General features: G+C 54.5%; 20 protein-coding genes and 1 pseudogene. 12 read left to right on the forward strand and 9 right to left on the reverse strand.

Translation table 11 applies throughout. From position 1 onward, the window contains the following. Positions 1-85 precede the first annotated feature (85 nt). On the forward strand, positions 86-991 hold the full coding sequence (locus IB213_RS08635) for a LysR family transcriptional regulator (protein ID WP_192405985.1): 906 nt from the start codon (positions 86-88) through the stop codon (positions 989-991). A 121-nt stretch (positions 992-1,112) separates the two neighbouring features. Here IB213_RS08635 and IB213_RS08640 read toward each other — a convergent pair whose 3' ends face one another. The 3 genes from IB213_RS08640 to IB213_RS08650 all read right to left on the reverse strand — a co-directional run bounded on the left by IB213_RS08640 (position 1,113) and on the right by IB213_RS08650 (position 4,358). After that, positions 1,113-1,946 (reverse strand): tripartite tricarboxylate transporter substrate binding protein, encoded by an 834-nt coding sequence (locus tag IB213_RS08640; protein WP_225561026.1) that lies wholly within the window; start codon positions 1,944-1,946, stop codon positions 1,113-1,115. A gap of 157 nt (positions 1,947-2,103) precedes the next feature. Further along, a complete protein-coding gene (locus IB213_RS08645; protein WP_370551193.1) occupies positions 2,104-3,288 on the reverse strand; it encodes a 4-oxalomesaconate tautomerase in 1,185 nt (394 codons plus the stop codon). Positions 3,289-3,812: 524 nt separating this feature from the next. After that, on the reverse strand, positions 3,813-4,358 hold the full coding sequence (locus tag IB213_RS08650; protein ID WP_192405987.1) for a PaaI family thioesterase: 546 nt from the start codon (positions 4,356-4,358) through the stop codon (positions 3,813-3,815). 59 nt (positions 4,359-4,417) lie between these two features. Here IB213_RS08650 and IB213_RS08655 point away from each other — a divergent pair, with 59 nt between their 5' ends. Both IB213_RS08655 and IB213_RS08660 read left to right on the forward strand, forming a co-directional pair. Further along, the gene (locus IB213_RS08655; protein ID WP_192405988.1) at positions 4,418-4,879 is read left to right on the forward strand and encodes a MarR family winged helix-turn-helix transcriptional regulator; all 462 of its coding nucleotides are present in this window, start codon (positions 4,418-4,420) and stop codon (positions 4,877-4,879) included. Between the two features lie 34 nt (positions 4,880-4,913). After that, on the forward strand, positions 4,914-6,047 hold the full coding sequence (locus IB213_RS08660; protein ID WP_370551202.1) for a multidrug effflux MFS transporter: 1,134 nt from the start codon (positions 4,914-4,916) through the stop codon (positions 6,045-6,047). A gap of 10 nt (positions 6,048-6,057) precedes the next feature. Here IB213_RS08660 and IB213_RS08665 read toward each other — a convergent pair whose 3' ends face one another. Continuing rightward, a complete protein-coding gene (locus tag IB213_RS08665; RefSeq protein ID WP_192405990.1) occupies positions 6,058-6,681 on the reverse strand; it encodes a TetR/AcrR family transcriptional regulator in 624 nt (207 codons plus the stop codon). A gap of 132 nt (positions 6,682-6,813) precedes the next feature. On the opposite strand from IB213_RS08665, the gene IB213_RS08670 reads away from it, so the two are divergent. The 5 genes and pseudogenes from IB213_RS08670 (at position 6,814) to IB213_RS08685 (ending at position 12,113) form a co-directional block, all read left to right on the forward strand. Beyond that, positions 6,814-7,896 (forward strand): alkene reductase, encoded by a 1,083-nt coding sequence (locus tag IB213_RS08670; RefSeq protein ID WP_192405991.1) that lies wholly within the window; start codon positions 6,814-6,816, stop codon positions 7,894-7,896. A gap of 107 nt (positions 7,897-8,003) precedes the next feature. Continuing rightward, positions 8,004-8,804, forward strand: a complete 801-nt coding sequence (locus IB213_RS08675; protein WP_192405992.1) for an SDR family oxidoreductase — start codon at positions 8,004-8,006, stop codon at positions 8,802-8,804. Continuing rightward, positions 8,785-8,895, forward strand: a pseudogene (locus IB213_RS18060) (alpha/beta fold hydrolase); the annotation flags it as partial. The gene IB213_RS08675 and the pseudogene IB213_RS18060, both read left to right, overlap by 20 nt. A 106-nt stretch (positions 8,896-9,001) precedes the next feature. Further along, entirely contained in the window at positions 9,002-10,003 is a 1,002-nt protein-coding gene (locus IB213_RS08680; protein WP_192405993.1) for an NADP-dependent oxidoreductase, read from the forward strand. Between the two features lie 937 nt (positions 10,004-10,940). After that, positions 10,941-12,113, forward strand: a complete 1,173-nt coding sequence (locus IB213_RS08685) for a hypothetical protein (protein ID WP_225214182.1) — start codon at positions 10,941-10,943, stop codon at positions 12,111-12,113. Between the two features lie 497 nt (positions 12,114-12,610). Here IB213_RS08685 and IB213_RS08690 read toward each other — a convergent pair whose 3' ends face one another. The 3 genes from IB213_RS08690 to IB213_RS08700 all read right to left on the reverse strand — a co-directional run bounded on the left by IB213_RS08690 (position 12,611) and on the right by IB213_RS08700 (position 17,299). Next, entirely contained in the window at positions 12,611-14,899 is a 2,289-nt protein-coding gene (locus IB213_RS08690) for an NADP-dependent malic enzyme (protein ID WP_192405994.1), read from the reverse strand. 216 nt (positions 14,900-15,115) lie between these two features. Further along, positions 15,116-16,099 (reverse strand): tripartite tricarboxylate transporter substrate-binding protein, encoded by a 984-nt coding sequence (locus IB213_RS08695; protein WP_192405995.1) that lies wholly within the window; start codon positions 16,097-16,099, stop codon positions 15,116-15,118. A gap of 33 nt (positions 16,100-16,132) precedes the next feature. Further along, entirely contained in the window at positions 16,133-17,299 is a 1,167-nt protein-coding gene (locus IB213_RS08700) for a mandelate racemase/muconate lactonizing enzyme family protein (RefSeq protein ID WP_192405996.1), read from the reverse strand. 108 nt (positions 17,300-17,407) lie between these two features. Between IB213_RS08700 and IB213_RS08705 the strand changes: the two genes are divergently transcribed. Continuing rightward, positions 17,408-18,328, forward strand: a complete 921-nt coding sequence (locus IB213_RS08705; protein ID WP_192406096.1) for a LysR family transcriptional regulator — start codon at positions 17,408-17,410, stop codon at positions 18,326-18,328. A gap of 490 nt (positions 18,329-18,818) precedes the next feature. On the opposite strand, the gene IB213_RS08710 is transcribed toward IB213_RS08705, so the two are convergent. Beyond that, the gene (locus IB213_RS08710) at positions 18,819-19,463 is read right to left on the reverse strand and encodes a GntR family transcriptional regulator (RefSeq protein ID WP_192405997.1); all 645 of its coding nucleotides are present in this window, start codon (positions 19,461-19,463) and stop codon (positions 18,819-18,821) included. Between the two features lie 287 nt (positions 19,464-19,750). Here IB213_RS08710 and IB213_RS08715 point away from each other — a divergent pair, with 287 nt between their 5' ends. Genes IB213_RS08715 through IB213_RS08725 form a run of 3 tightly spaced genes read left to right on the forward strand, consistent with a single transcriptional unit; the run spans position 19,751 to position 22,342 of the window. After that, the gene (locus IB213_RS08715) at positions 19,751-20,617 is read left to right on the forward strand and encodes an NAD(P)-dependent oxidoreductase (protein WP_192405998.1); all 867 of its coding nucleotides are present in this window, start codon (positions 19,751-19,753) and stop codon (positions 20,615-20,617) included. 37 nt (positions 20,618-20,654) lie between these two features. After that, positions 20,655-21,641 (forward strand): tripartite tricarboxylate transporter substrate binding protein, encoded by a 987-nt coding sequence (locus IB213_RS08720; protein WP_192405999.1) that lies wholly within the window; start codon positions 20,655-20,657, stop codon positions 21,639-21,641. A 26-nt stretch (positions 21,642-21,667) separates the two neighbouring features. Further along, positions 21,668-22,342 carry an RraA family protein gene (locus IB213_RS08725; RefSeq protein WP_192406000.1) on the forward strand — a complete coding sequence of 225 codons (675 nt, stop codon included), beginning with the start codon at positions 21,668-21,670 and terminating at the stop codon, positions 22,340-22,342. Positions 22,343-22,594: 252 nt separating this feature from the next. Here the strand turns inward: IB213_RS08725 and IB213_RS08730 are convergent, their stop codons facing one another. Then, positions 22,595-24,274, reverse strand: coding sequence for a methyl-accepting chemotaxis protein (locus IB213_RS08730; protein ID WP_192406001.1), 1,680 nt, complete (start codon positions 24,272-24,274; stop codon positions 22,595-22,597). Positions 24,275-24,504 lie beyond the last annotated feature (230 nt).

A 24,504-nucleotide genomic window follows, 5' to 3' on the forward strand; every position in this document is an offset into this window, starting at 1 on the left:
TTGGAGTAGAGCCAAACCCGTAGCCGCTTGCGGCTGACGCAGCCCTAGAATGAGCTACTGCAAATATGCAGAATTTAGGGTGAGTATGGGTCTTAGAAAAAAATTCAAACTGCTAGAGATTGAGTCGTTTCTCAAAGCGGTTGAGACCAAGAACTTTAAATTAGCTGCAGATAAGATGCATATCAGCGCGCCCGCTTTTACGCGCAGAATCCAAAACCTGGAAAACTCGCTGGGTGTCAAATTATTTGAGCGCAATACCCGCAACATTGAGCTGACCGTCACTGGACGTGAGTTCTACCGAGAGGTCTCACAGTGGATTGATGGGTTTGATCACATTGTTGCCAAATCCAGTGCGTTGCAACAGCAAAGAACTATCACGATCACCATCGCCTGTGTGCCGTCGGTGGCGTATTACTTTTTACCAAAGTACATCAGCGCATTCACCAGTACGCGCGGCAATGTGCGAATCAATGTTTTTGATGCCAGCGCCAACGATGTGCTGATTGCCGTATCCAAAGGTGAAGTGGACTTTGGCATTAACTTCATTGGCAACCAAGAGCTGGACTTGGACTTTCTGCCGATTGCGACGGATCAGTTTGTGCTGGCTTGTAGGCAAGACCACCCCTTAGCCCAGCGCAAACGTATTGACTGGAAAGAGCTGGAAGGCTTGACGCTCATCGGTGTGGGCAAGACATCGGGCAACCGTGTGTTGCAAGACATTGCCTTGGCCAGCCATGGGGTTTCGCTGGCGCTGCAGTTTGAAGCCAAACATGTGACTACGGTGGTGGGAATGGTGGAGGCCGGAATAGGGGTGGCGGCTGTACCTAGTTTGGCCATGCCAGCATTGAATCACCCAGTATTGGCTTCTGTGCCGTTGGTCGCACCCAAAGTTACACGCAATATTGGGTTGATCAAGCGTAAAGGCATGGCTCTGGAGGAGACTGCGCAAGATTTTTATGACGCCATCCTGCAGGCCAGCGCAGTGGAATAAAACAAGGAGAGCTGTTGCTCTCCCGGAAGTTGGCTCTCAGCGATGTGGCCGCATGGATGGTGACGCATGGGTGTTGACCTCTGCGGGGCACCCATACTCAGTCTCAAAATTGATGGGTGTATTACTGACTTTGCAACTTGGCAGTGTTGACAACGCCACGCCATTTTTCTAACTCGGCGATCACGAGCTGCTTCAAGTCTTCGGGTGTACCTGTTTTTACATAAGCGCCCTGAGCAACGAACCTTTGCATGACTTCTTTTTCTTGTAGTACTTCATTCAGCGTGGTGTTGAGCGTTTGCACTATGTGGGCGGGTGTACTGGCTGGCGCGAAAAGGGCATACCACTGCTCCACTTCCACACCTTTCACACCCAGCTCGGCCAAAGTAGGTACCTCGGGCAATACTGCAACGCGTTGCTTGCCAGCGATAGCGACAGCGTTGACTTGACCGGATTCCACATAGGGGTAGGCAGAAAACAGGCTGGGAAACATGATTTGCGTCTGCCCACCCACCGTATCAGTCATGGCAGGTGCAGAGCCCTTATAGGGAATTTGCAGCATTTGTGCATCTGTCATGACTTTGAATAACTCACCTGCAAAGTGGGGTGCAGTGCCATTGCCCGCTGATGCGTAGTTGAACTTCTCAGGATGCTTTTGGCTTTCAGCGATAAAGCTTTGCATGCTGTCAATTTTGAAGCCCTTGGTTGTCACCATAAGAGTGGGGGACTCAGAGACCAAACCGATGGGTTCAAAATCTTTAATGGGGTCATAGCGAAGCTTTTGCAATACGGGGTTCATGCCGTGCGTTGCAATGTAGCCAAACAAAATGGTGTGACCATCGGGTTTAGCCTTGGCTACGTATTCCGAAGCAATAGCGCCGTTGCCCCCCGCCTTGTTTTCCACAATAAAGCTTTGCTTGAGTTTTTCGCCCATGCGCTGCGAAATGATTCGTGCCATGGCGTCATTGCCTCCCCCAGCTGCGGTGGGCACTACGATGGTGATAGGCTTTTCTGGATATTGCGCCAAGACCAAAGCAGGTAAGCTCAATGCAGAAATTGTCAAAATATTCTTTAAAAACTTTGTTGGCATGGTTTGTCTCCTTTTAATAACCGGGTTATCCCACAAAAACTTGGCCTTCAAATATTTTTTTTGCCGTTCTTATCAGGCTTGCATTTGTTATTTTTTCAAAACCATGTCGGTTTGAATTGTAATCAACGCAAACTTCTATTTTTCCACTGGGGTGAGCAATAAATAAATGGTTTCTATCTTTGATTTTTGTGGATTCATGAAAAACAATCGTGCCATTGATTAATGCGGCAATAGCAATTCCAACTGCACCTGTAGCGGCATGGGTGCTGTGACACACATGTGGCGTGAAGTAACGAGAGTTAATGATTTTCCAGTCATTGGTTTTGCCGATTAATACAGGTTTTGGTAATACCGTGTGTGTAACATCGCCTAAACCCATAGCTTGCGCAGCCGCAAGTCGGATACCGCGAATTTTTGCCATAACATCGGCATTCGCATGCAATTGGGAAGGTGTCTCATCGCCTTGCAAGCCCATTTGCTTGCTATCAATAAGCACCATGAGCTGGGCAGCATCAATGCAGGTGACATCGACTCCCAATATCTTCTGCTTGAGCAGCCCTGTTGGGAATAGTCGTCCGGTGGAGCTTCCCAGCATTTGCTTGAAATTAAGGTGAATAGGCGCAGCGGGGTCGAGTACACCATCAATCAGAACATCACCTTCGTATGCGACTTTGCCCTGTGGTGTGCAAACAAGTAAATCAGTTTTTGAGCGCGTGTTAATGTTGTAGACACGTACGCATGTTTGCGAAGCCTCGGGCACAACCAAGCCTTGTTCAATTGCGAATGGCCCGACGCCCGCCAGCATATTTCCGCAGTTTGGCTTCGTATCTACAGTATTGGATTCAATAGAAACTTGTGCAAACAGATAATCAACATCGCAATCGGGTTGTGTTGATTTGGAAACAATTGCCACCTTGTTGGTTAAACTGCTTCCTCCCCCCAAACCGCTAATTTGTAAAGCATGGGGTGCCCCCATGATATTTAACAAAACAGCATCACGCTGCTGCTCTTTCTCAGGTAACCAATCTTTTAGAAAGAATGGTCCTCTGGAAGTGCCACTTCTCATTAAGGTACATGGAATGCTTTTTTTCATGCATTCATCTTCTTTTAAAAAGAATTTGATGTAAATTTGAATAAAAAAATCTATTATTAAAAATTTTGCAACAGTGAGAGTGGTGCAGTTGAGTGGATCCGGGTTGAAATGATTCACCACAAAAAACCAGCCGTGCCCGGTGACTGTTTATATTTAAGTAGCGCATGCCTTTGGAATTCAATTCCAATGACAGGAAATTGAGCTTGAAGAAGCAATTGACCGAAGAGCAGACCATTGGCTTGTCTGAGAGAGGCAGAAGCCGCGGTTTGTCCGCCATTGCGTTGTGGCTCAGGCACGGCTTCTTCCAAGCTAGCCGCAGCCCAGTCTGTCGTCCATGCAGATTCCCTGAAACATCGGAATCGCTGCAGACTTGCCGCTGACCAAGCGGCTAAAGGCTGATTGCAGTCGGTCAAGTCCGCAAACCGAATGACTGCTGCTTTCCAAGCCGGTCATTGGACTTAATCTTTGTTGCTGGCCCGCACTACTCCCCAAAACCGGAGCTTACTAAGGCTGAGTGAGAGCTTTGGCGTGCGCAGAAGTGGTGCTATCGACCCTTTGCGGACCTTCGAGATTCGACAGGCAATGACCGCTATGCAAGGTTTACTGTTGCTCGTTCTGGACGCCGAAAATGTCGGTATTCTTCATGATGGCTCCGCGCCAGTGGGCTGATCAAAGATCAAGCAGGTTGTGGTTGCGTGGGCATACAGCTTTCCATCGGGTCCAACGATGCGCCCCTCCGCTGTGGCTACCTGCCGGCCTGCGTGGATCACCTTGCCCTCCGCGCGCACCAACGGCACACCGTCGGTCAACGCACGCACCATGTTCACTTTCAGCTCCAAGGTGGTGAAGGCTTTTCCCGCCGGCAAGGTCGTGTGAATGGCACAACCCACTGCAGAGTCGAGCAAGGTCGCAAACCAGCCCCCGTGCACCGTACCGAGCGGGTTGTAGTGACGACGCTTTGGGCTCCCCTGGAACACCGCCTCCCCAGTCGTCATGCGAATGGGAACAAAGTCGAGCGTATCGCCTATAGGCGCTGGCGGAAGCTCGCCAGCAAAGATGGCCTCGAACATTTCCATGCCAGAACGACCAGTGACACTTCCGTGCGGCCCCGTATCCACAGCTCTTAGATGAGCACGCACCGCAGCTTCATCCGCTCGCCAACTTTCGATAACTTGATCCACAGACATTTCAGTCTCCTTCATTTTTAAAACTTGTAATTACAACAGTTGTAATTACAATATATCAAATGAAGAACAGCATCAAGCCCCAGGGGTGCACCAATCTGAAGTTGCGCCAACTCAGCCGTATGGTGACGCGGCACTACGACCATTTCTTTGCGGAGGTGGGCTTGAAGATCACGCAGTATTCCCTGCTTTCCCACGTCGTCAAACTGGGGCCGATACGGCCGGTGGATCTGGCTAAGTGCATGCAGATGGACGCGTCAACATTGACGCGCAATCTTCAGCCGCTGTCGGCGATGGGATTGCTGACGATTGGCGCTGGAGCCGACGCGCGCAGTCGTCTAGTCGCCACAACAGAAACTGGCGTGTCCAAACAAGCACAAGCACAACAGGCTTGGAAAGCCGCACAGCTTGCTTTGAACGCGCAGTTGGGCACGGAGCGTGTGGCGGCGCTGCATGACCTACTCGACTCCTGCATTGAATGCCTTGACGGAGATGAGGAAGGCAATGATGCAAAAGCCGGCTGAATCCACGCAATCCCTCTCAGGCGAATTGCTGGTGATGCTCGCTGGACTGGCAGCGCTGGGATCGTTGGCCACTAACATCATCCTGCCGACCTTCCCTTCCATGGGCGCCGAGCTTGGGACATCTGTCAAAGATCTTAGTTCCACTCTGAGCACCTTCTTTGTGGCTTTCGCGTTGGGTCAGCTTTTCGTCGGGCCTTTGTCAGATCGCTTTGGACGTAAACCATTGGTGGTATGCGGTTTGTGCGTGTTTGTGGTCGGTAGCGCGGTATGTGCCTTTGCCACAAGCCTTCCTCAGCTCATCGTCGGACGAGTGATTCAAGCCCTTGGCGTTTGCGCGACGTCCGTGCTATCTCGCGCCATTGCACGTGACCTGTTTGAAGGCGATACGCTTGCGCGTGCGCTTTCACTGGTCATGGTCGCCATGGCAGCTGCACCTGGCTTTTCTCCGCTACTGGGTGGTGTCTTCAACAGCTTTTTGGGCTGGCGCGCAACGTTTGGCGTTGTCGGGGTTCTCGCCATCTTGCTGGGTATCCACTATGTGTCGCGACTTGGGGAGACACATAGCTGTGACTTACGCCGCCCGTTGGCGCTCAGTGCTGTCGTCGCGACCTACAAAGCACTCTTGTCTGACCGCCGTTTCATTGCACCTGCAGTATCTGTCAGCTTGGTCTTGGGCTCGCTGTATCTGTTTTTTGCAATGGCGCCGGCGATCTTGATGGAAGGGTTTGGTTTTTCGCCTTTGCAACTCGCACTTTTTTTCGCGTCGACCGTCTTTGTTGTCTTTGGAGCTGGCCTGCTCGCTCCTCGACTTGCGCACCGCTTTGGCACACTGCGCGCTGCCCGTGCAGGCATTGTCATTGCCTTTGCCGCTGGTGCGACCCTGCTGGCAGCCCCAGAGCAGGTGTACTACTTTTCGGCGGCGTTGACGGTGTTCTTGATTGGAATGGGCCTGATCAATCCCCTAGGAACTGCCGTGACCCTGCAACCCTTTGGGCAAAACGCTGGGGCAGCCTCTGCTTTGCTGGGTTTTCTGCAAATGGGCTGTGCTGCTATCTCCATTGCAATTACCTCTGCACTGCCGCTTTCTCCCTATTTGGCATTCAGCGCTGTCATCGCCACCAGCTTGCTGATGGCGCTGGTGACGTTTGGGGCCGCAGTAAAGCGATGAACGTTAAAGCTCAGGCCACATCAGATTGAGCAGCGTGAGCCGCTGCGGGAGGCGGTACGCCTTGTTGCTCCGCCAGCGTGCCAAGGATCTTGTCCCGGCACACCGCCAAGATTTCGTCGGCAAGTGGTGAATCATCGGGACAGGCCCGAGATATGACCAGGGCTCCGACGATATGCGCAAAGGTATTGATGGACTTGGCCCGTGCCTCGTTATTTCCTGTTCGCTCCGAGGTCGGACATTCCTTCTCAAGGGCCTGCAGCAAACTTTCAATGCCAGCAGCAAATGTTCTCTTGACCTCTTGCGTCTGGCGCGCTGCGTCGGAGCCCAGAGCGGCCATAGTGCAGCCCGCCGACCGATTGTCACGATGCTCACGAGACAGATAGCTGTTCACAAAAGTCGACAGGCCAATACCTTTCGTCAACTCAGCAGTCTGCTCTATCCCGCAAGCGGCAGATTCCGCCATCAAGTCCGTCTTAGAGCGGAACTGTTTGTAGAAACCGCCTTGAGTGAACCCCGCTGCCGCCATCAAGTCGACCACGCCCACGCCATCGTATCCACGCTCGCGAAACAGTGCTGACGCCGTTTTCACGACATGTGCTCGGTTTGCCTGAGCCTGTGCTTTGGTGAGCTTCATTTTTCTACCGTGGAGTGTCTGTGTGCATGCGGAGCTTCTACTATATATTGATTACGATCGTAATTAAAGTGTTGACTTTTTAGATTACGATCATCATCATTGAGTCTTCTAGAACATTGCTGTGGATGCAAAATGACTGAGAAGACGCTTTTTCAACCCTATGTCTTGGGTGACCTGGTACTTGCCAATCGCGTTGTGATGGGACCGCTAACCCGCAACCGCGCCGGTTCAGGCCTGGTGCCTAATGAACTTGCGGCCACTTACTACGCACAGCGCGCTTCCGCTGGCTTGATCATTTCGGAAGCGACTCAGGTCTCCGCACATGCGCAGGGCTACCAAGACACCCCCGGTCTCTACACAGCCGAGCAGGTCGCTGGCTGGCGCAAAGTCACCGAAGCGGTGCACGCCAAGGGCGGAAAGATCTTTGTGCAACTGTGGCATGTGGGTCGCGTGTCCCATGTGTCGGTGCAACCGGATGGCGCAGCGCCTGTAGCCCCCTCTGCCATCCGAGCACAAACCAAGACCTTCGTGAACAATGGCTTTGCGGAAGTATCTGAGCCCCGCGCTCTGGGTTTAGATGAGATCCCTGGCATCGTGGAGAGCTTCCGTCAAGCTGCCGCTAATGCCATGAGTGCCGGCTTCGATGGCGTGGAGGTGCATGGTGCCAACGGCTACCTGCTGGAGCAATTCATCAAGGATGGAGCCAACCAACGCACGGACGCATACGGCGGCTCAGTGGAAAACCGTGCACGACTGTTGCTAGAGGTGACCGCTGCCGTTGCCCAGGAAATTGGACCTGAGCGCACCGGTGTGCGCATTTCTCCAGTCTCCCCCGCCAATGGCATCTCTATCAGCGAGCCGCAGCCTCAGTACAACTACATCGCGGAGCAGCTCAGTGCCCTCGGGATTGTCTATCTGCATGTCGTGGAAGGCGCGACAGGTGGCCCCCGCGATGTCGCTCCTTTTGACTATGACGCGCTGCGCGCTCGCTTCAAGCAAACCTACATCGCCAACAACGGCTACACCCGCAAGTTGGCCGAAGCTCGTCTGCAGGAAGGCAAGCTCGATTTGGTCGCCTTTGGTCACGCCTTCATTGCCAACCCAGACTTGGTCGAGCGCTTGAAGACCGATGCGTCTCTGGCTCAAATGGATATGGCCACGCTCTACGGCGGTGGCGCCGCAGGCTACACCGACTATCCCGCGCTCGCTGCCTGATCACCAGTGCATCCAACAGGAGACCGCTCTGTTCCCCGATGGACAACAGACCACCGGATCGCGCGTCTACCCATTGATCTTTCCAAACCACTTCTGGATCTAAAACTATGACTAATCTGCCTACAGCCTTGATCACCGGTGCGTCGTCTGGCATCGGGGCCACCTACGCTGAACGCTTCGCCCGCCGTGGCCACAACCTCGTCATGGTTGCCCGCGATAAAGCTCGCATGGACCTCCTAGCCTCCCGCTTGCGCGAAGAGACCAAGGTCACCATAGACGTGATTCAAGCCGACCTTACACAACAGGAAGACCTGGCTGAGGTCGAGACGCGTCTGCGCGAAGACACGTCGATCGGGATTCTGATCAACAACGCTGGCATGGGCCAGTCCGGATCCTTCATCCAACAGAACGCGCAGAGCATTGACCGTCTGGTAATGCTCAACACCACGGCGCCCACGCGCCTCGCTGCAGCAGTCGCTGCGCGCTTTGCTCAGGAAGGCAAAGGCTCCATCGTCAACATCGGCTCGGTTGTTGGCTTTGCTCCCGAGCTAGGCATGACTATTTATGGTGCGACCAAGGCATTTGTACTGTTTCTCTCACAAGGTCTGAATTTGGAACTAGGGCCTAAGGGAATCTATGTGCAAGCCGTACTGCCTGCTGCAACCCGTACTGAGATCTGGAGCCGCGCCGGCATGGATATCAACACGCTGCCAGAGGTGATGGATGTCAACGAACTGGTTGATGCCGCACTCATCGGCTTCGATCGCAAGGAGCTGGTGACGATTCCGCCCCTGCATGTCGCAGAGCGTTGGGACGAACTGGAGCAGGCGCGACAAGGACTGATGTCCGAAATCCGTCAAGCGCATGCCGCTGAACGCTACCAACCTCAAGCGCCTGCCCAACAGTGAGCTGCTCATTTATCCCGATGCGGGTCACGGTGCGGTATTCCAGTATCACGAGGCCTTTGTGCCGAAGGCTCTTGCCTTCCTCGCACAGTAATAGCTGAACAACGGCTCCGGAGCGGCACAACAAAGCAGGCGCTGACGATGAGGCGACACCAGGCACTTGCGCATGGCCGCCTTCGCAACACACAAGCAGGAGCATCATGAAAGCCCTCACATTTAAGCGCTACGGCAAGACCCCAGAGATCGGCATCACCGAGGTGCCTCGCCCAACGCTTCGACCCGATGAAATGCTGGTTGAGGTGCATGCAGCAGGCTTAAACCCTATCGACAATATGATCACGACGGGAATGTTCAAGCCCGTGCTGAAGTTCCAACTTCCCGCAGTCATGGGCAGCGACCTGGCCGGAGTGGTGGTCGCAGTGGGGAGCAGTGTTACCCGCTTCAAGCCAGGCGATGAGGTCTTTGCCAGCATCTTCGATCAAGGCACGGGATCACTCGCCGAGTTTGCAGTAGTTCCCCAACATCTGGCTGCACGCAAACCTGCCAGTCTCGACTTCGTGCAGGCGGCGTCTGTGCCGATGGTTGGGTTGACTTCCTGGCAGGCGCTGAAAGAACGTGCCGACGTGCAGACAGGCCAGAGAGTATTTATCCCTGCAGGCTCAGGCGGTATCGGCACGTTTGCGATTCAGTTGGCCAAGCACCTCGGTGCCTATGTAGGAACGACCACAAGTACCGCCAACGTTGCGCTGGTCAAGAGTCTGGGCGCAGACGATGTGATTGACTACAAAAAGCAGGAGTTTGAGCAGGTGCTGCAAGGATACAACGTGGTACTGGGGACGATCCGCGGGAATGCATTGGAGAAGTCTGTTGGCATCCTCAAGTCCGGCGGCAAGATTATTTCGCTGATTGGTCCGCTGGATGCTGCATTTGCACAAGCTCGCAAGCTCAGCTTCGTGCTTGAACTGATCTTTGGTCTCATGAGCAGAAAAATTATCCGCATGGCAGCAAAGAAGGACGTGGATTACTCGTTTCTATTCGTGCGACCTGACGGTGAACAGTTGAACGAAATAGGCGCACTTCTTGACGCCGGTCATATCCATCCGGTTGTAGACAAAGTGTTTCCGTTCGACCAAGCGAAGCAGGCGCTGGAGTACTTGTCCCAAGGACGCTCCAAAGGCAAAGTCGTAGTGAGGATGCAATAGGAGTGCATAAAAACTATGCACTCCATGCTGCAAGTCCTGAGCGGCATACAGGTAGAGGGAAGGTTTTTCGCTAAAGGTAGCCGCTTGCAAGTAATCGAAGCAGGCGATAGCTGCTTGGTGTTGCCAGACCTCGACACCCACATTACGCTTTGCGCGATGCCACGAAAGAACCTAGGTCGATTGACACTGTTTCGTTTAATGAAGGTTAACCATCGAGTCGGCCTCATGAGTGAACAGAAACGATGGGGACTCGACGCGAACGACGTTTGCTCGAGCCTTGCAGAATCTGCACCAGACTGCTAGATATTCAAAATCGAAGAAATTTCTTCATGATCGATTCTCCCTAGCCTTTGAATTTCCCCTCGGAGGTAGCCAACCAGCACCTCAGCGAGAGCCTTGACGTGGCAATTTGCACAGCGGAAATTCAGGCAGAACGCCTTGCACAGGCGGGTGTCTGCAGCAGCCGTCATCGATCAGCCATAAGTCGATGATGGCTCTCTTCCAAGACCTGTCGTTCGCGGCCACGCGCCGGACGATATCTTCTGGCCGACTGATGACGCCCCACACACGTTGACTGCGGACGCTCAAGGCGCAGCCCCGAAGGTCAGCTTTGCGGTGCTGCGCTCACAAGTAGCTGGACCCTGCTTCGGCCAGTTCCTGACCTCCGCAAAGGTCAGCTTTCGGAAATGCTGCTTTCATTGTGCGTCAACGGCAGCTTTTCTTGCCTCAACCAAAGGTCGTTGGGCGCAGTGTCGCGAGTTGGTTTGGGCATTTGGATTGTGCCCCCATTAATGGCGTCATGGCCGTTGCCTTCAACGCTGAAGTACCTGCGCATTTGAATACCGTCCAATTGACGCACCGCAAATGACAGCGGTAGTTACTCCCTTGCTTACTTGCTGCTAGCTCCTGAGAATGCGCGCAAAGAGAAGGGGAAACTATGCAGCTTTGGAAAGCTTCAAGAGGGTGCGTGATCGCATGCTTATTGCTGGTGAGCACTTGGGTGGGTGCATTTCAGATCGGCCCCCTCGGAACCAAGCACGAAGAACGCTTGACCAACGAGACAAATTCGACGCTGGCTCGCATCGCAGGATCGCTGGGAGTTTTGATCAAGACTCCTGTCCATGAGGAAATCACCCATCTCGGCAAGTGGTGTCATGTGCAGCAAGCCGATCTTGCCACTGACACTTACTGCAGTGGTCGTGACGTTGGATTTTCCTCTCCGTATGTGATCTATGGAGTTCGGTGGAACGATTTGCCGCCGTTTCGTCTGGAGCAAGGTCAGGGCAACTGCGACTACATGGGGAAAAAGAACGTTTGCCGAGCAGACCAGACGATCAGGTTTTCGACCCAGCCAGCTTGCTGGTATTGCCTTTTCAAGGATGCCGAGCGTCAGGCACAGACCAAGACCATCGCGGGCTGCAACAGAACGGCGAACAGCGTTCCAGGAAACTTGATGACGCGGTCACACTTTGGTGACCTTCAGTTCCTGCATGGCATGGCCAATGCGTCTGACATACACCCCTTCGATACGAGAGGCCAGATACTGGACTGGCTGGAGTTTGCATGGAAGGTGTCGTCCAAGGAAATCTTGCCTCAAACCTTCCTGAAGGACATCGACAACCGGACCATCAAGCAGCACTTCGGTTGCACCGAGTGGAAGGTCGTAGATCTGTATCTCTTAGGGCGACAAGATAACGCCAGCGGTCTAGTTACTCAGATTCGTGAAATTGCGTTTGGCTCGGTACTGCACACCGTTCAGGATTCGTTCGCAGCAGCCCACGCCGAGCGCGAACCACAGTCCATTGGTGCGCAGTGTGAAGGTTCGTCGTTCACGACACCAGCAAAGCTCGTGGAGTTTCACGCATACGGCGCTCAAGATGGTGCATTGCATGACCACGACGACAGCCGCGAAGCCATGACAGCAGTAGCAAAGGACAGGTGGCCAGAAGCCGTGGAGGTGACTCGCAATCTGTTTGAACTTCACTCCGATGGGGCTAAGTGGGCAGATGCCAGCAACTACCTGCAATGTGTTTTTGCTCTGAGTGATGACTATCGGGTTTCTTCGCCAGGAGAAGGCTATCGGCGCAGCAATATGCCCTACAAGCCCTGACAGATGGGATGAAGCCGTTTTGTACGCATTTGAGCGCTTGTGCTAAAAGCTTCCGCAGATGCAAGTGCTCGCAGAAAGTTGCTTACTGTGCCGTCGAGTGGTTGCTGTTAGGTGACTACTTCAGCAGATCAGCAGTTATCTTTGAGTCGATTGCCGTCAGGCGCATAACAGCCAGAAGTGGTGCTCACATGTTTTCCTGTATATGACGGCTTCAGGCTGATTGCCGTCATCCGGTTTTGGTGAACCAATGACCGGTGCCACCTTTGCCGGTCCTTGGGTTTTCCGTTTCCCGAGTGACTGCTGCGCCGTCAAGTCCGGCCATTCCGCCGAACTCTCATAAAGGCAACCAAGGTCCGTGGCTCCATGCAGGTCAAAGGCAGCTCTCACGGGCTACGAACTCACTATGCCGACCCATCGCAGCAGCTTGAGCTTCTTCTGCCATTGACTGCTTAGCAGAGATTGCCTGTATCTACCTGGAGTTGCAATTGTCCTGATGCCTACCTATCTGCATTCGCATCGGCCACGGTGAGTGCTGTCATATTCACAATACGTCGCACAGTCGTGCTGGCTGTGAGGATATGCACCGGCTGTGCAGCTCCCAGGAGCATTGGGCCAATGGCGATGTTGCCACCTGCTGCCGTCTTGAGAAGGTTGTAGGAAATGTTGGCCGCGTCGATGTTGGGCAGCACCAGCAGGTTGGCATCGCCCGTGAGGCTACTGTGGGACATGAGCGTGGCGCGCGCCTTACCGTCCAGCGCCACGTCGCCATGCATTTCGCCGTCCACTTCTAGCCACGGCGCCTGCACACGTAGCAGTGCCAGCGTCTGGCGCATCTTCACGGCACTGGGCTGGTCGCTGGAGCCAAAGTTGGAGTGCGACAGCAGGACCGCCTTGGGCTTGATGCCAAAGCGCAGCATCTCCTCGGCCGCCATCATGGTGATTTCCGTCAGTTGCTCGGCCGTGGGGTCGTAATTGACGTGGGTGTCCACCAAGAACACCTGACGATCAGGGAGCAGCAGGCCATTCATGCAGGCATAGGTGTTCACGTTGGCACGTTTGCCTACCACCTGGTCGATGTATTTCAAGTGGTGTGCTGTCTGACCCCAGGTGCCGGTGATCAGGCCATCCACCTCCCTCTTGTGCAGCAGCATCGCGCCAATGAGGGTCAGGCGGCGGCGCATTTCGATTTTGGCGATCGGTGCGGTGACTCCCTTGCGCTCGGTCATGCGGTGGTAGGTCTGCCAGAACTCCCTGTAGCGGTGGTCCTGCTCGACGTTGACGATGTCGTAGTCACGCCCTTCTTGCAGGCGCAGGCCGAACTTTTCGATACGCTCCGCAATCACTGCAGGGCGGCCGATGAGCGTGGGACGGGCGATATTCTCGTCCACCACGATCTGGGCGGCGCGCAACACGCGCTCTTCCTCTCCCTCGGCATAGGCTACGCGCTTTTTGGCGGCGGCCTTGGCGGCGGTAAAGATGGGTTTCATCGTTGCGCCCGAGGCGTATGCAAAATTTTCCAAACTGCTGCGGTATGCCTCCAGATCCTTAATGGGTCGCAGCGCCACTCCACTTTCCTGGGCGGCATGGGCTACGGCTGGCGCTATACGCGCCATCAGACGTGGATCAAACGGCTTGGGAATCAGGTACTCGGGACCGAACGCTAGTTTCTCTCCGGCGTACGCTGCCGCAACCCGGTCGCTCTGTTCAGCTTGGGCGAGATCCGCGATGGCCTTGACGGCTGCAATCTCCATTTCGTCCGTAATCGTTGTTGCACCGCAATCGAGCGCACCCCGGAAGATATACGGGAAGCACAAGACGTTGTTCACCTGGTTCGGGTAGTCCGCACGGCCCGTCGCCATGACTGCGTCGTGGCGTACCGCGCGGGCAATCTCAGGCATGATTTCAGGAGTTGGATTAGCCAACGCGAAGATCACGGGTCGGGCGGCCATACTGGCCACCATGGGCGATTTCAGAACGCCGCCCGCGGACAGTCCCAAGAACACATCGGCGCCCTGGATCACCCCGCTGAGAGTGCGCGCTTCAGTCTCCTGAGCAAAGGCGCGCTTGTCTTCGTCCATCAGCTCGGTACGGCCTTCATACACGACCCCTGCCAGATCCGTGACAAAAACGTTTTCTCGCTGCAAACCGACCTTCAAGAGCAAATTGAGACAGGCCAGCGCGGCTGCGCCGGCCCCGGATGCGACCAGCTTCACATCGGCAATGTCCTTCTCCACCACCTTCAGCGCATTAAGCAGTGCTGCCGCTACAGTGATAGCAGTTCCATGCTGATCATCATGGAATACCGGAATTTTCATGCGCTTGCGCAGCTCGCGCTCCACATAAAAGCAATCTGGTGCCTTGATGTCTTCTAGGTTGATCGCGCCAAACGTGGGCTCCAAAGCGGCGATCACTTCTACCAGTTTCTGTGGATCCTTCTCATTGATCTCGATATCGAACACGTTGACGCCGGCGAAGTTCTTGAATAGTACCGCCTTGCCTTCCATGACAGGCTTAGACGCCAGGGCACCGATATCCCCCAGGCCAAGGACCGCAGTTCCGTTGCTGATGACCGCCACCAGGTTCCCGCGTGCGGTGTACTTGAAGGCATTGGCCGGGTCTTTCACGATCTCCTCGCAGGGTGCAGCTACGCCCGGGGAATAGGCAAGCGAGAGATCGTGTTGGTTGACCACTTGCTTAGTCGAAATCACTGCCAGCTTTCCAGATGTGGGGAACGCGTGGTAATCGAGGGCTGCCTGCCGTTTATCGCTGGATGTGGGGGCGGTCATGGTCAACAGAGTTTCTGCTTTGGGAAGTTGGTGGGGCCGTGGGGCTGCTGTCGCAGCGGAAGGGGCTTTCTCAGGTGCGGCTGAACTGGCGTTGATTTCTCTCAACGCCATGGCCCGAGAATGCCAGTCGTGCCTGATAAGGGCATCCAGGCACAGGGGCTCTGGTTTGGTGAACCAGCCCCTGGCCAATCCGACACAGGGGCCAGCTGTTGAAAGTCAATCCACCGTGACGCCAGAATCCTGGATGATCTTGGACCAGCGATTTATTTCACTTTCAACGTACTTCTTGTGTTCGGCAGGCTCCAGACGGGAGTCGGTCACGACGCGCACCCCCAGCGCTTCTTCTCGCTTGATGAGCTCGGGATCCTTGAGCGCGGTCCGGATGGCTGCATTCAGTTTGGCTAGGACGGCCGGCGGCGTACCCTTAGGCGCGTAGACACCGTGCCACACCGACATCTCGAAACCCGTCAGCCCAGCTTCCGCCAGCGTGGGAACCTGGGTAAGCACCGGAAGGGGCATCCGCTGCTGGCTGGTGACACCGTACACCTTGACTTTTTTGGCCTCGATCTGCGGCACTGCGTTGATTGCCTGCTCGCACATCAGATCGACCTGACCACCCATCAGGTCGGTCATTGCAGGCGCAGTGCCCTTATATGGCACAAGGGTCATTTTCGATTTGAGGGTAGCCTGCAAGACGAGACTGCACAGATGGGATGCCGAGCCCACACCGGCATTGGCGAGATTGACCTTTCCATCGTTGGCGCTGATCCACGTGCGCAGCTCCGCCAAGTGGGTGGCGGTCAAGCCGGGCCTTCCGATCAGGATCGATGGCGCCTCATTGATGAGGCCCAGGTACTCGAAATCTTCCAGTGTCTTGTAAGGCAGCTTCTTATAAAGGGTCGGCGCGGTGGACATGCCGATGTGGTGTACCAGCAAGGTGTATCCGTCTGGCGTGGCGCGTGCAACCCGAGCCGCCCCGATGGTACCGCCGGCCCCTGCCGTGTTGTCGACGACCACTGTCTGGTCCAGGGGCTTGCGCATCGCCTCCGCCAAGTCACGCGCGATCTTGTCGCTGGGGCCTCCGGCTGAGAACGGGACGACGAGGGTGATCGGTTTGACCGGAAATTCTGCCCAAGCCGTGGTGCTCGCGGCAATAAGACCGATGACAGCGATCGCCGCTTTTTGTTTCAAAATATCCATGACCTTGTCTCCTTAATTTGTGGTTTTTTGAGGTCAGGCGGAAAGAGCCTGCATTTGTGCAAACAAATCGGCTTTGCCTTCGAAGCCGATGCCGGGCAGGTCGGGCAAGGTCACGTGGCCGTCGACCACCTTCACGCCGTCCGGGAAACCCCCGAACGGCTGGAACAGGTCTGGGTACGACTCGTTGCCTCCCAGGCCCAGGCCGGCGGCGATGTTTAGCGACATCTGGTGTCCACCGTGTGGGATGCAGCGGCTGGCTGACCAGCCGTGCTCCTTGAGCATGTCCAGTGTGCGCAGGTACTCAACAAGGCCATAGCTCAGAGCGCAGTCAAACTGCAGCCAGTCACGATCAGGGCGCATGCCGCCATAACGGATCAGGTTGCGCGCGTCCTGCATGGAGAACAAATCTTCTCCGGTGGCCATGGGGTTCTTGTAGTAATTTCGCAAGGTGGCCTGCAGTTCAAAGTCGAGCGGATCACCTGGCTCTTCGTACCAGAAGAGGTCGTACTGAGAGAGCGCCTTGGCGTACTGGATGGAGGTGTCCAGATCGAAGCGGCCGTTGGCATCCACGCACAGCTTCTGGCCGTCTTGCAACACGCTGAGAATGGAGTCAATACGGCGCAGATCTTCGTCTATCGACGCACCACCAATCTTCTTCTTGACCACGGTATAGCCGCGATCAATGTAGCTACGCATCTCGTCCTTCAGCTTGTTATGGTCCTGGCCCGGGTAGTAGTAGCCGCCAGCGGCATACACAAAAATATTGCGGTTTGGCGTGCCATTGCCATAGCGGTCGGCCAACAATTGGAAGAGCGGCTTGCCTTCAATCTTGGCGACGGCATCCCACACAGCCATATCGATGGTGCCGATGGCCACGGAGCGTTCGCCGTGTCCTCCTGGCTTCTCGTTGGTGAACATCGCGTTCCAGATCTTGTGCGGATCGAGGTTTTTGCCACTGGCATCGATCAGCGAATCCGGGTTGGCTTCCAGCACGCGAGGAATAAAGCGCTCACGCATCAGCTTGCCCTGGCCATAGCGGCCATTGGAGTTGAAGCCATAGCCCACAACCGGCTTGCCATCGCGAATCACGTCGGTAATCACCGCCACCAGGCTCAGCGTCATCTTGCTAAAGTCGATGTACGCATTGCGGATGGGCGAACTGATAGGAATGGTTTTCTCTCTGATCTCAACAATCTTCATGCTTGACTCCGGGTAACGAAACAAATGTCTGAGTCGGTATGATCCGCAGCCGCGCACTGATTGACCAATGCTGTTTTTCTACTCTTTAATGCTTTCAAGGCACTGGCAATGAACATCTCATGGCTTGAAGATTTTTTGGTCTTAGCCGCGGTAGGGAATTTTTCTCGGGCCGCGGAAGATCGTCATATGACCCAGCCCGCATTTGGTCGCCGTGTCCGAGCACTAGAGGAGTGGTTGGGGACGGAGCTTTTTGACAGAAGCACGCAGCCGGTTAAGCTCACTGAGGCCGGACAGTGGTTTCAGGGTGTCGCACCGGAGTTACTGGCCGAGATTGCGCGGCTGCCGGGGGCTGCGCGTGCGGTGGCCGAAGCGAACTCAAAAAGTTTGCGATTCGCTGCGACGCACGCTCTGTCACTGACCTTCGTACCTGGTTGGTTGCGTCGCTTTGAAGCGCATACGATGGCGGGGACTCTTCAATTGGAGTCAGACATGCTTCATCGGTGTGAGGCTCTTCTGGCTCAGAGCAAGGTCCAGTTCGTTTTGTGCCACGCCCACGCTCAAGCGCCAAGTCAGCTGCAGATGCAAGGCTACCCATCCATCTGCGTGGGCATAGATGTTTTGCACCCCGTTTCCGCCATGGGGCCAAAGGGCCAAGCCCTTCACCAATTGGAGCGCCCCGGGACGGTAGCCCCTCTTTTGGCCTACAGCGCGGAATCCGGGCTGGGCAACATCCTTCACAAAACCATCGACCATGCGCTAGGGGCACTTCAAACACAAACAGTCTTCACTGCCCACCTGGCATCGGTACTACGGACGATGGCGCTCGAAGGTCGAGGAATCGCTTGGTTGCCTCAAAGCCTTATTAGCGATGATCTTGCATCAGGCACGTTGGTTGCTGCGGCCACTGAAGCGTGGAATATCGATCTTGAAATCCGGGTCTATCGAGCACATGCGCAGTTAGGGCGCGCTGCAGAGGCTCTGTGGGATACAGCAGTGCAGTCAGTGGTAGGCAAACCAGTGGAGCGGTAAGCCCAACTGCCCGATCGTTGACGCATCAGGTAAGAGGCTGCGGTCGAACAGACTCTTTGGGTGAGGGCACCGTCGTTGTTGTGGACAGCAGACGTTCTAGATGCCACTTCGCAGCATCTAGTCGCCATGTCGGCTGTACTTCTACCGCCAGTACAGGTGACGGGAAAACGGTCATGGCATAGCTTATGTTGAGCCGTGGAAGCCCAGAGACCACACGTCGATGTCAGTCAGCCCCGGCCTCCAAGCTCAACAGCAGCTTTCTGACACGCAACGCGAACACGCTTGCCCACATCCATCGTCGGCACCCGTTGCATAGCAGCTGTTGATATTGAAAGCCGCTTTAGGATTCAACACCTTAACAGCTAAGGCCAAAAATCTCAGACCGACGCCTTGTGTGAAATTTAGTTTATCGAGCACGAATAGTTGTCTCAAGGCTCTGAAATCACTCGAGCGGTTTTGATTGAAAGCAGATCAGTTCACTTGCTTTTTTCTATGGCTTACGCCGGCGCATGAAGCGATGCCGAGACATCTGCAGATGAAGCTGCATCACCTGTCTGGCGAGTTCTCCATCTTTGGCCTTAACTGCAATAGTTAGATCTCTGTGGTGCGCAAGGCTTTGCTCCATATCTGAGCGCTCATACAGCTGAAATGACCTTGTGATAACAGGCATGTCAATCATTGTCTCAAGCATATGGATGACCCGCTGCGAGCCACTCGCCTGCAAAAGCGTATGGTGAAAATCACGGTTTGCGTTTTGCACCTGCGTAGCGACAGTTGACGCGTTGGAATCTATGGCCTTCGCCATCATTGCATTGCATGACTCAAGGCGCAGCAACAATTCTGGAGAACATCTCAAAGCAGCAAGCTGGGCTGCATAAGGCTCCAGCAACAGGCGCAGCTGAAAGACCTCTTCCACATCCCAATCCGTCCAAGCAGCCACTTGTATACCGCGGCCAATCTCAGCCGTTGCCAGTCCATCACTCACCAGTTGCTTCAAGGCCGCACGGATCGGTGTACGACTAATACCGAACTCCTCTGCCAAAGGCTCTTCTTTGAGCTGTGTACCTGGTTGATAGTGGCCTGCTACCAACCTGTGCTTGAGTTCTTCGTATGCCTTGCGTGTGCCTTTTGCCATGTGATCTTAAGTAAGGTGAAAACCGATTGATTCATCAGCGATGAAATTGTGTTTTTGCAGAGTTGATGCTGCGCTCCTACTCATCGTATTGGAACGCATACAAGCTTCCACGACCTCTCCGCATCAACCCAGGGTGCCGCGCGTCAAGACGATGATCCCGCTTCAAATAAAAAATCACCCAACAAAAACAATTTAAGTACCAAGACTGCTTTTCAAAGGGTTTAAACCTATGACTTTCTTTTTATTTACGGATAAATTCTCTTTTATTGTACTTTTTTTGTATTTTTATGAAGATAGCATTTCTTGGAGCCGGAATGGTTGGAGCCTGTTATATGCAGGCTTTCTTGGAACAGGGACACACACTCGTAGGCATGTGCGATCTGCAGCCGCACGAGGAGCTCAAACAGCAAGTCACAACGGCTGGTGGCGAAGTCCATACGCAGCCCGGTGAGTGGCTTAGACAAGCAGATTTGGTAGTTAGTGCTGTATTCGGAACGGTTGCTCTAGATCTAGCAAAGGCAGCTTTACCTCATATGAAAAAGGATGCGCTGTACATCGACATGACTACTGCAGATCCTGAAGATATGCACTGCGCAGCTGCAGCAGCGTCAGAACACGGCATCCACTTCGTGGACGTCGCGATCACTGGAGCCGTCAATCTCAGTTTGCAAAAGACACCTCTGCTCATCGCTGGTGAAAAGGCCAATGAGGTGTTTGAGCTCTACCGCCCACTTGGCGCACGCTTGACGATTGTTGGTGCGCGGCCAGGCGATGCCGCTGCTCTGAAATTGCTCAGGAGTATCTACACCAAAGGTGTCGAAGCACTCGCCGTTGAATGCCTAGTGACAGCACATCGAATGGACTTAACAGAAGAGCTGTTCGACGTACTCAAAGACATGGACGAGACGCCGCTTCGCAAGCTACTTGAGTCAATGGTAGTGACGCACATCCCGCATTCAGCACGTCGACGCAATGAAGTCGTTGAAGCACAGCGTCAAATGAAAAATTTAAATGTCCAGCCCGTGGTCACTCCAAGCGTTGAGAAGCTGTTTTCTTTAACGGCAGCCGCGCATTCAATGCTTAGTTTTGACGGGAAAGCAGCGCATGAAGCCCTTGAGTGGCTGAGCAAGAACGTCATGAACGACAACAAATAGTCGTCTATTCATCAACCAAATATTTCAGGAGACAACCATGAAACGAAGCCACCAACTGACATTGATTGCAGGACTTTGCGCTCTCGGTGCAACGGCATCATTTTCTGCTATCGCACAAACGGACGGCTATCCGCAACGTCCTATCAAATTCGTAGTGCCCTTCCCAGCAGGTGGTGGAACTGATGCGATGACCCGCTTGCTCAGTCATAAGCTGACCGTTGATAACGGTTGGAACTTTGTTGTCGAAAACAAACCAGGTGCAGGTGGCAATGTTGCTTTGGACCAGACAGCCAAGTCACCCGCCGATGGCCTGACGATGGTGATGGCTCAAACAGATAACGTGGTGCTGAACCCATTGCTGTACAAAAAGCTCACATATGACCCGATTAAGGATCTCCGTGCAGTGGCATTGGTGGCGGCGGGACCCGCTGTCTTGGTGGTGAATACGGACTCCCCTTTCAAGACCTTAGAAGATATCAATAAAGCAGCGCTCGCCAATCCAGGCAAACTGACATTCGCGTCGCCTGGCACCGGAACCATTTCACATGTCATCAGTGAAGCTTGGCAAAAGAGCGCGGGAGTGCAGTTCTCGCATGTACCGTATCGAGGAATGGCACAGGCACTCCCTGATCTTCTGGGTGGGCGCGTAGACATGTACATGGGGTCAGTCCCCACGCTGATTTCCCAAATCCAGGCAGGCAAGGTTCGCGCTATTGCGGTAACAACCAGCGAACGCTCCGAAATGATTCCAAGTGTGCCTACATACAACGAATCAGGAGTTAAGGGCGTCGAACTAGCGAGCGTTTGGGGTGTGATGGTGCCTTCTAAGACCCCTGATGCGATCGTCAATAAGCTCAATGCTGCAATAAACAAAGCTATTAGCGACCCTGAGACAAAGAAGAAGATTTTGGACAGCGGTGCACAACTCGTCAGTGGTTCGCCTGCTGATATGGAAAAACGCTACACCCATGACCGCAATGTACTGGCTCCGATCGTCAAAAGCTCCAGCATGTCCATGGACTAATAAGAAAAAGCTTACGGGAGAAAATTATGATTGGATGCCAAATCCTGAAACGCAAGCGCGCCATTAGCTTAGAACTCGCCAAAAAATTCTTGGAGATCCCTGTGGCCAATGTAAGCGACTGCATGTCACGCATGACTGCAGGTGGAGCGACCGTTCGAGCAATGCATGACGGTAGCCCCATGGCAGGCCCTGCTTTGACGATCAAGTCTCGACCTGGTGACAATCTGATGCTGCATAAGGCGCTGAAGATAGCCCAACCAGGTGATGTGATCGTTGTAGATGCAGGCGGAGACCTTACCAATGCAATCACTGGTGAAATCATGCTAGGCGAAGCAAAACTTAAGGGTTATGGAGGCGTCGTTATCAATGGTGCAATACGCGACAGCCAAGTGATCGCCAAGGACAATTTTCCGGTGTTTGCAGCCGGTACTACACACCGAGGTCCTTACAAGGACGGACCGGGAGAGATCAACGTTCCGATCGCTATTGATGGCATGGTGATCAACCCTGGTGATCTTGTTATTGGTGACGCTGACGGAATCTTGTGCGTACCTTTTGAGCAGGTGGAAGCCATCTTAGTCGCCGCCCAAAATAAGCAAGTAGTCGAAGCAGAAATGATAGCAGCCATCGCTAACGGGACGTATGACCACCAATGGGTCGATGACACCTTGAAGCGTATTGGTTGCTACATAGAAAGATAACCTCTCATCAAGACGGTTGCTTAAAGAGCCCTGTTAGGGCTCTTTTTGTTAGTGGATAGAGATGCAACGATAGGAGCTTGCCGAATGCTGAAGAAGCCCAGCATGAACTAAATCGGCCAGAATTTTGAGCTTTTTTCCAATGAATGACGGCTATGTCGCTGTAACCGGAAAGCGTCACTCTCTAGGTGAACGGCAGCAATCGCTGCGCAGCAGGCATAGATTGCCAAAGCCCGGCCTTGGGTTGCCCGGGTTTTAGTCGACCAGAGCAGCTATTTTTGGGTGGTGCTCACGCATGCTTTCCATCTTGTGTTCATGGCTGATGGGGCGAGCCATAGTGAGTGGGGCGGTGGCAGGCACCAGTGAGTGCGTTAGAGCCGCAGTCTCTGCAGCGCTGGGAGCTACCTTGAAGCGCTGGACCAGCTCGCGCAAATGCTCGGACTGCTCGCGCAGGCTGTGCGCAGCAGCGGCGCTTTGCTCAACCAGCGCTGCGTTTTGCTGCGTCATCTGGTCCAGAGAGCCCACGGCCTCGTTGACTTGGGCCACCCCGTCGCGCTGCTCGGCAGCATTGGTGTTGATGGTCTGCATCACTTCTGTCACGCGGTGAATGGATTGCACCACCTCGGTCATGGTGGTACCTGCGTCTTGGACCAAGCGTGCACCATCGGCCATGCGGCTCACCGAGTCCTGAATCAGCTGTTTGATTTCTTTGGCTGCCTGGGCGCTGCGCTGTGCCAGGGTGCGCACTTCGGCAGCCACTACGGCAAAACCACGGCCTTGCTCGCCCGCGCGGGCGGCCTCTACGGCAGCGTTCAGGGCCAGGATATTGGTCTGAAAAGCAATGCCATCGATCACGCCAATGATGTCGGCAATCTTCTGGCTGCGGCTGTGGATGTCGGTCATGGTCTCCACCACTTCATGGACCACCGTACCGCCGCGCTGCGCAATGCCCGAAGCTTGCTGGGCCAGACCTGCTGCCTGCTGGGCGCTGGAGGCGGTGTCTTTCAAGGTGTGCGTCAGCTGCATGATGGCGGCGGCGGCTTGCTGCAGATGACTTGAAGTGATCTCGGTGCGCTGCGACAGGTCCTGATTGCCAGAAGCGATCTCGCTGCTGGCCAGGCTGATGGCATCACCACTTTGGCGCACATCGTTCATCATGCTCGACAGTGACAGGCTCATGCGCTGCAGCGATTGCAGCAACTGTCCGAATTCATCACGGCGCTCTTCGTGGGAGCGGGGGCGCAAGTCACCCTCGGCAATACGTTCGGCAATGTGATTGGCCTCTTGCATGGAGCGGCGGATATTACCAATCAGCAGATAGGCTCCCACCGCGATACCCAGCAGCAAAAACACCATGTTGATGGCCGCTGTTCGAACCACCCCCTGGCGGGCAGCGCCCATGTCTGCACGCATCTGCGCAAGGTTCTGGGCTTGCTGGTGTACGTACTGGTTCAGCGCCTGCGTGTAAGCATCAGCGGCTGCTCGGAAACTGCTGCGTGCGGCCTCGCGTGCTTCATCGGTTTGGCCACGGTCCTTGAATGACTGGGCGTGTGTGCTTTGCGTTTGCATGGCTTGGCGCAACTGTGCCAGTTGCTGCAAATCTGTCTGCTCTTGGCTGCTGGCGCTGCTGGCTTGCAGCATCTGTTGCAGCGCTTGAATGTTCTGATCGGTTTGCGTGATTTGCCTGGCCAGCTCAGCGCCGTCCTGTGGATCGCTGCTTGCCAGAGCTGCCTGTGTGCGCACGATGTTGACTTGCGACAGCGCACCCCATTGAGAGGCCTGGTCCAGCCGCTGCGACAGCAAGCTGTCTTGCTGGTTGAATTTCTTTTGGTGTGCAGCTGAGTTGTAGCCCGCATGGCCAATGATGATGACCGCGCCAATCACAATGCTGGCAACGCCGAGCCAAAGCTTTTTTGTGACGCTGATGTGCTTCATGGCGGTCTCTCTTGAACGGGGTAGATGTGTATTGCTTTAAAAAGCACGGTCGTGCGAAACCGTAGTTGAAACTAAATGTGAATGCTTTCGTATTGGGGCATACGCGCATTGCTGGCGGTCTTTGCCTCAGTTTGAGGGCGAAGATTGCGGGCTTTGGCAAGCGGCTAGATCAAGCTTTGGAGAGCTAGCGGATGAGGCTGGTAATACCTGGCGATGTGCAGATAATGAAT

The sequence above is a fragment of the Comamonas sp. CMM02 genome (assembly GCF_014851485.1).
GTDB classification, from domain to species: domain Bacteria; phylum Pseudomonadota; class Gammaproteobacteria; order Burkholderiales; family Burkholderiaceae_C; genus Comamonas; species Comamonas avium.